The sequence below is a fragment of the Actinoalloteichus spitiensis RMV-1378 genome (assembly GCF_000239155.1).
GTDB lineage: Bacteria > Actinomycetota > Actinomycetes > Mycobacteriales > Pseudonocardiaceae > Actinoalloteichus_B > Actinoalloteichus_B spitiensis.
Genome location: NZ_AGVX02000025.1, coordinates 1 through 6,219 on the forward strand (window position 1 = coordinate 1; position 6,219 = coordinate 6,219).

The window sequence follows — 6,219 nt, forward strand, 5'->3', positions numbered from 1 at the left end:
GGGCGGCGCGCTGTCGGAGCGGGCAGGGCCCGCTCCGAGGGGGCGCGGTTCCCGGTCCCGACCAGTGCTCGCGGCCGGCCCACTTCCCCGGCCCGGAGCGGGAGGTCCTCACCGCCGAGGGCCGGACACCGCCGGCCGAGTACTCGGCCGGCGCCCCAGCACCGTTCCGACCAGCACCGCGGTGACGGCGAGCAGGGCCGAGGCGGCCAGCGCGACGGTGGTCATGCCCGAGGTGAAGGACTCGAAGGCCGCGCGCAACAGCACCGATCCCTGCTCCGGAGGCAGCGACCACGCGTGCGCGAGCGCGCCCACCACGGTCTCCTGCGCCTCCGACCCCGCTCCGACGTCCTCCCGCGCCATCAGACCCCGGTAGACCGCGGCGGACACGGTGCCGAACAGGGCGATGCCCAGCGCGTCGCCGAGCGTGATGCCCGTCTCGGACACGCTGGCGGCGGAGCCGGCCCGCTCGGGCGGAGCGTGATCGAGGACCAGGCTGCTGGCCAGCGTGCTGACACAGCCGATGCCGAAGGTCAGCGTCGTGTAGCCGGCGATGAACACCGGAACGGGCGTGTCCGGGCCGACCACACCGATCGTGGCCATTCCCGTCGCCGAGACCAGGAAGCCGCCCACGACGAGCACGTGCGGCCGTAGGCGGGTAGCGGCGGCGGAGGCGGCGGCCGCCCCCAGGAACGTGCCCGCGAACGTCGGTAGCGCCACCAGCGCGGCTCGCAGGGGCTCCATGCCGTGCACGGTCTGGAGGAAGGTGAAGGCGAGGAGGCCGAGCCCGGCCATCACCACCGAGACCACCAGGTTCGACGCGACCGCGACGCCGAACGCGGGCTGTCGGAACAGGGAAAGGTCCAGCAGCGGGTTCGCCGCGCGCCGCTGCCGGACGACGAACCACACCAGGAACACCACGCCGAGCACGAGGCTCAGCAGCGCGGAGGGCGCCGCGCCCTGCTCGGGGACGAGCTTACCGCCGTTGACCAGGGCGATGATCCCCACGAGCGAGAGGACCGCCCCGGCGCCGTCGAAGGACGCCGTTGTCTCCGCCCGGGACTCGGGAACCAGGTACGGCACGGTGACCACCAACAGTGCCATCACGGGCACGTTGACCAGGAACACCGAGCCCCACCAGAAGTGCTCCAGGAGCAGGCCGCCGACGATCGGACCGGCCACGGCGCCCCCGCTGAACGCCACCGTCCACGCGCCGACGGCCGCCCGGCGGTGGTCCTCACCCGCGAACATCGTCCGGATCAGGGCGAGCGTGGAGGGCGCGAGCGTGGCGGCACCCACCCCGAGTAACGCCCTGCCGGCGATGAACCACTCGGGGGAGGGTGCGAAGGTCAGCCCGGCGGAGCCCACGCCGAAGAGGACGGCTCCCAGGAGGAGCAGCCGACGCCGGCCGATGCGGTCGCCGAGGTCGCCCATCGTGATCAGCAGTCCAGCCAGCACGAAGCTGTAGATGTCCATCATCCACAGCCACTGGCCCGCCGAGGGAGCCAGGTCGTGGCTGATGGCCGGGCCGGCGACGAACAGGATCGAGATGTCCATGGAGGTCAGCAGCGCGGGGAGCAGCAGGACGACCAGGCCCGCCCAGGCGCGTGGTGGTGTTGGTGTCGAAGCCATGTCTTGATTGTACGTACGTTCAAAACGTACGTACAAAGCACCGGGGTACGCTGTCCTCATGAACCAGCGCGACGCCCTCCTGACTGGAGCGAAGCGGTGCCTCATCGACAAGGGCTACAGCGGCACCACCGCCCGTGACATCGCCGCCGCCTCCGGAGCGCACCTGGGGTCCATCGGCTACCACTTCGGGTCCAAGGATCGGCTCATGAACCTCGCCGCCCTCGAGCTGACCAGCGAGTGGGGCGACGCCCTCGAGGTAGCGGTCCGCGCGGTCGGCGGCGACACACCCCACCAGCGGCTCACCGCGTTGGTCACCCACCTCCTCCAGCGGCTCCCCGACTCACGGGACCTCCAGGTCGCCGGCCTCCAGGCCATGGCCCACGCGCAGATCGACCCCGAGTTCCGGGCGCAACTCGCCCAACGGCTCGTCGGCGCCCGCTGCGAACTGGCCGCCGTGGTGCTCGGCATTCCCGAGGTCACCCCGGGCTCCGCTGAGGAACAGGGGACGGGAACCCTCGTCTACTCCCTCATCACCGGCCTCGTCGCCCAGGCCCTCGTGGACCCCGCCACCGTCCGTGACCCGCACGCCCTCGCCGCCGCCCTTGCCGCCCTGACCTGACCCCGCCCTCCGCCCCTCCTCCCCCTGCCGGACGCATCCGCTCCGGCAGGGGGAGGAGGGGCACGCCCACCCCGCTCCACCACGTCGGCCGCCGGAGACCCGCAACCACCCCGCCCCGCGGGACGGGCAGCCAGCACACCGGGACGAGCAGCGACCACCCAGCCACACCCCACCGCGGGGCCGGCAGGCTCACTCGCGCAGCCGCAGCTGGAGCTCCGTGAACAGGCGCTGCCGTGCGTCCCCCAGATCGAGACCGCTGACCTCCTCCGCCCGCCGGATGCGGTACCGCAGCGTGTTCGGGTGCACGTGCAACCGCCGCGCCGCCGCCCGGACGTCCCCGAACGACTCCAGGTACGCCACCACCGACTCCACCAGCGCACCGTTGTTCCTGTCGTCATGCCGACGCAGCGCGGTGACCCTCGGATCCCGGATCGACGGGTGCTCGGCCAGCAGGTCCACCGTCTCGCTGACCAACACCTCCGCACGCCAGTCCGCGATCGTCGCCACCCGCGCCGACGCGTCCCCGGCCATCGCGTCCAGCACCCGGTCCGCCTGCCGCCGCGAGTCCGCCGCACCCCCCAACTCGGGCACCACCGACCCCACCGCGGCCCGCACCACCAGCCCGATACCCCGCGACGCCGAAATGATCTCCCGCGCCAACCCCACCACCGCCGCCTCCCCGGAACCGCTCAGCTCCGGCAGCAACGCGTAGGTGCGGGTACCCAACTGGCTCACCAGCGCCCCCCGCCGGAACGCGGCGGCGTGCATCGAGATCACGTTCCCCAACTGGTCACGCCGCAACTCCAACTCGGGCCGGTCCAGCACCGCCCCCGGCGACTCCGCCCGGGAGGCGAACGCCACCACCGCCGCCGGCCGCCGGGAATCCACCCCCAACTGCCCGGCCGCCGCCGACGGGTCCAGGCGCCCGTTCAACAACCCGGCCAGCAGATTCTCCCGCAGCCGCAACCCCGCCGAGGGCTCGTTGCGGTGCCGCACCAGCTGCAGGGCCGTCACCCGCGCCGCCCCCAACAACGACCGCTCCGCGTGCTCGGTCAACGGCTCCTCCCCCTCCTGCACCCAGATCGCCCCCAACGGCCGCCCGCCCGCGTGCACCCCAACCGCGATCCGCCGCCGAATGCCCAGGTCAGGCCGTTCGTCGATCCGCACCACGTCCTCCCCCGACCGCAACCGCTGGTACACCCCCCACTCGCGCAGCATCTCCAGGTACGGCTCCGGCCCCTGCCGCCCCAGGATCGACAACCTCCGCAACTCGTCCACCTCACCCGAGGACCGCGAATAGGCCAGCACCCGCGCCGCCGTGTCCTCGATGCTCACGATCCCGCCCGTCAGATGCGCCACCGTCTGCGCCGTCGAGAACAGGTCCCCCAACACCTCCCCCTCGTCGGCGTCCGCGCTCACCCGCGCACGGCTCACCACCCCGCTGGCCAGCGACTCCACCTGCTCCCACCGGGCGGCCGGCCGCACCGCCAACAACGCCACCCCCGCATCCACCGCCGCCGTCCGCAACGCGTCCGACGCCCCCGCCGACGTCACCTTCACCGCCACCGCCGCCGCACCCCGTCGCCCCGCCGCCCGCACCGCCGGCAACGCCGAGGCGTCCCGCGCCCCGATCAGCAGGATCAGATCCCCCCGCTGCGTGTCCGGCGCGTCCTCCGGGTCCAGGATCACCACCTCACCGATGACCACGTCCAACCCGGAAGGGGCCGCCACCAGCTCCACCAACGGGTCGTCCAGGGCCAGCAGCAGCTGCCGCAGCGACGCCCCCGGCGACCCCGCGGCGGACACACCCCGCACCGTCACACCCGAGCCCTTCGTCCGATCGAACAAACTTCCACCCCGAACACTAGCCAGTCGGCCAAGCCTGCCGCGCCTCCCCGGGCCTAGGGTGCGTCACATCGATCCACCCACCGCCGGAAGGAGCCGTCCTGTGGACGCCGTCACCAACGTTCCGACGCCGCAGAACGAACCTGTCCTCTCCTACGCGCCGGGCACACCCGAGCGCGCGGAGCTGCAGGCGAAGCTGACCGAGCTGGCCGCCGAGCCCCGCGAGCTGACGCTCACCATCGGCGGTGAACAGCGGATGGGCGGTGGCCGGCGGATCGACGTCGTGCAGCCGCACAACCACCGCCACGTGCTCGGCACCCTCGGCAACGCCACCCAGCAGGACGCCACCGACGCCGTCGAGGCCGCCCGCCAGGCCGCCCCCGGCTGGCGCGCCCTCAGCTACGACGACCGCGCCGCCGTGCTGCTGCGCGCCGCCGACCTGCTCAGCGGCCCCTGGCGCTCCACGCTGAACGCCGCCACCATGCTCGGCCAGTCCAAGACCGCCATCCAGGCCGAGATCGACTCCGCCTGCGAACTCGCCGACTTCTGGCGCTTCAACGTCCAGTACGGCCGGGACATCCTCACCGAGCAGCCCCGCAGCTCCGCCGGCGTGTGGAACCGGATGGACCACCGGCCGCTGGAGGGCTTCGTCTACGCGATCACGCCCTTCAACTTCACCGCCATCGCCGGCAACCTCCCCACCGCCCCCGCGCTGATGGGCAACACCGTCGTCTGGAAGCCCGCCCCCACCCAGAGCTTCGCCGCGCACCTCACCATGCGGCTGCTCGAGGAGGCCGGCCTCCCGCCGGGCGTCATCAACCTCGTCACCGGTGACGGCCTGGACGTCTCCGAGGTGGCACTCGCCCAGCCCGACCTCGCCGGCATCCACTTCACCGGCTCCACCGCCACCTTCCAGCACCTGTGGAGCGCGGTCGGCGCCAACATCGCCAACTACCGGGGCTACCCGAGGATCGTGGGCGAGACCGGCGGCAAGGACTTCGTCCTCGCCCACCCCTCCGCCGACGTCGACACCCTGCGGACCGCCCTCGTCCGGGGTGCCTTCGAGTTCCAGGGCCAGAAGTGCTCCGCCGCGTCCCGCGCCTACATCCCCCGCTCGGTGTGGACCAGGCTGCGCGACGACCTCGTCGCCGAGGTCGAGGCCCTCACCATGGGTGACGTCACCGACCTGTCCCACTTCATGGGCGCCGTCATCGACGACCGCTCCTTCGCCAAGCTGTCCCGGGTGCTGGACATGGCCCGCACCGACCCGACGCTCGAGGTCATCGCCGGCGGCACCGCCGACGACAGCGAGGGCTACTTCGTGCGGCCGACGGTCCTCGTCGGCACCGACCCCGAGCACGAGGTGTTCCGCGACGAGTACTTCGGGCCGGTGCTCGCCGTGCACGTCTACGACGACGCCGACTTCGAGAAGGTCGTCCGCCAGATGGAGAGCGTCTCCCCGTACGCGCTCACCGGAGCGATCATCGCCCAGGACCGCGCCGCCATCGCCTACGCCAGCGAGCAACTGCGGTTCGCCGCCGGCAACTTCTACGTCAACGACAAGCCCACCGGCGCCGTCGTCGGCCAACAGCCCTTCGGCGGTGCCCGGGCCTCCGGCACCAACGACAAGGCCGGCTCCGTGCTGAACCTGCTGCGCTGGACCAGCCCGCGCTCCCTCAAGGAGACGCTGGTGCCACCGACGACGAGCGGTTACCCGCACCAGGGCTGAGCATCACCGCGTGAGGAGAAACCCCATGTTGCGATCCATCCTGCTCGCGGCGGGCCGCTCGCCGCTCGCCAGAACCGTCGTCGAACGGACCCCGGCGACCAGGTACGTGGTGCGGCGCTTCGTCGCCGGCGCCACCCTCGACGAGGCCGTCGCCGCCACCACGGCGCTGGCCGACGACGGGTTGCGCATCACCCTCGACCACCTCGGCGAGGACACCACGGATCGGGAGCAGGCGGACGCGACCGTCGACGCCTACGTGCGACTGCTGGACCGGCTGCGGACGGCGAACCTGGCCCAGGCTGCCGAGGTGTCGCTCAAGCTGTCCGCCGTCGGCCAGTTCCTGGGATCGGACGGGCAGCGGATCGCCCTCGACAACGCCCGCCGGGTGTGCGAGGCC

4 protein-coding genes and 1 pseudogene are annotated in these 6,219 nt (G+C 72.6%); 3 read left to right on the top strand and 2 right to left on the bottom strand.

Features of this window, described 5'->3' with window-relative positions:
• Positions 1 to 108: 108 nt before the first annotated feature.
• Positions 109 to 1,629, bottom strand: a complete 1,521-nt coding sequence (locus ACTIDRAF_RS0201440; protein ID WP_016696934.1) for an MFS transporter — start codon at positions 1,627 to 1,629, stop codon at positions 109 to 111.
• A gap of 58 nt (positions 1,630 to 1,687) precedes the next feature.
• Between ACTIDRAF_RS0201440 and ACTIDRAF_RS0201445 the strand changes: the two genes are divergently transcribed.
• Positions 1,688 to 2,248 carry a TetR/AcrR family transcriptional regulator gene (locus ACTIDRAF_RS0201445; RefSeq protein ID WP_016696935.1) on the top strand — a complete coding sequence of 187 codons (561 nt, stop codon included), beginning with the start codon at positions 1,688 to 1,690 and terminating at the stop codon, positions 2,246 to 2,248.
• A gap of 189 nt (positions 2,249 to 2,437) precedes the next feature.
• Here the strand turns inward: ACTIDRAF_RS0201445 and ACTIDRAF_RS0201450 are convergent, their stop codons facing one another.
• On the bottom strand, positions 2,438 to 4,054 hold the full coding sequence (locus ACTIDRAF_RS0201450) for a PucR family transcriptional regulator (RefSeq protein ID WP_026065665.1): 1,617 nt from the start codon (positions 4,052 to 4,054) through the stop codon (positions 2,438 to 2,440).
• A gap of 142 nt (positions 4,055 to 4,196) precedes the next feature.
• On the opposite strand from ACTIDRAF_RS0201450, the gene pruA reads away from it, so the two are divergent.
• Both pruA and ACTIDRAF_RS0201460 read left to right on the top strand, forming a co-directional pair.
• Positions 4,197 to 5,822 carry an L-glutamate gamma-semialdehyde dehydrogenase gene (gene pruA / locus ACTIDRAF_RS0201455; protein WP_016696939.1) on the top strand — a complete coding sequence of 542 codons (1,626 nt, stop codon included), beginning with the start codon at positions 4,197 to 4,199 and terminating at the stop codon, positions 5,820 to 5,822.
• 25 nt (positions 5,823 to 5,847) lie between these two features.
• Positions 5,848 to 6,219 (top strand): annotated as a pseudogene (locus ACTIDRAF_RS0201460) (proline dehydrogenase family protein); the annotation flags it as partial.

Coding starts and splice junctions, on each gene's coding strand:
- ACTIDRAF_RS0201440 (WP_016696934.1), bottom strand. CDS start 1,629: ATGGCTTCGACACCAACACCACCACGCGCCTGGGCGGGCCTGGTCGTC.
- ACTIDRAF_RS0201445 (WP_016696935.1), top strand. CDS start 1,688: ATGAACCAGCGCGACGCCCTCCTGACTGGAGCGAAGCGGTGCCTCATC.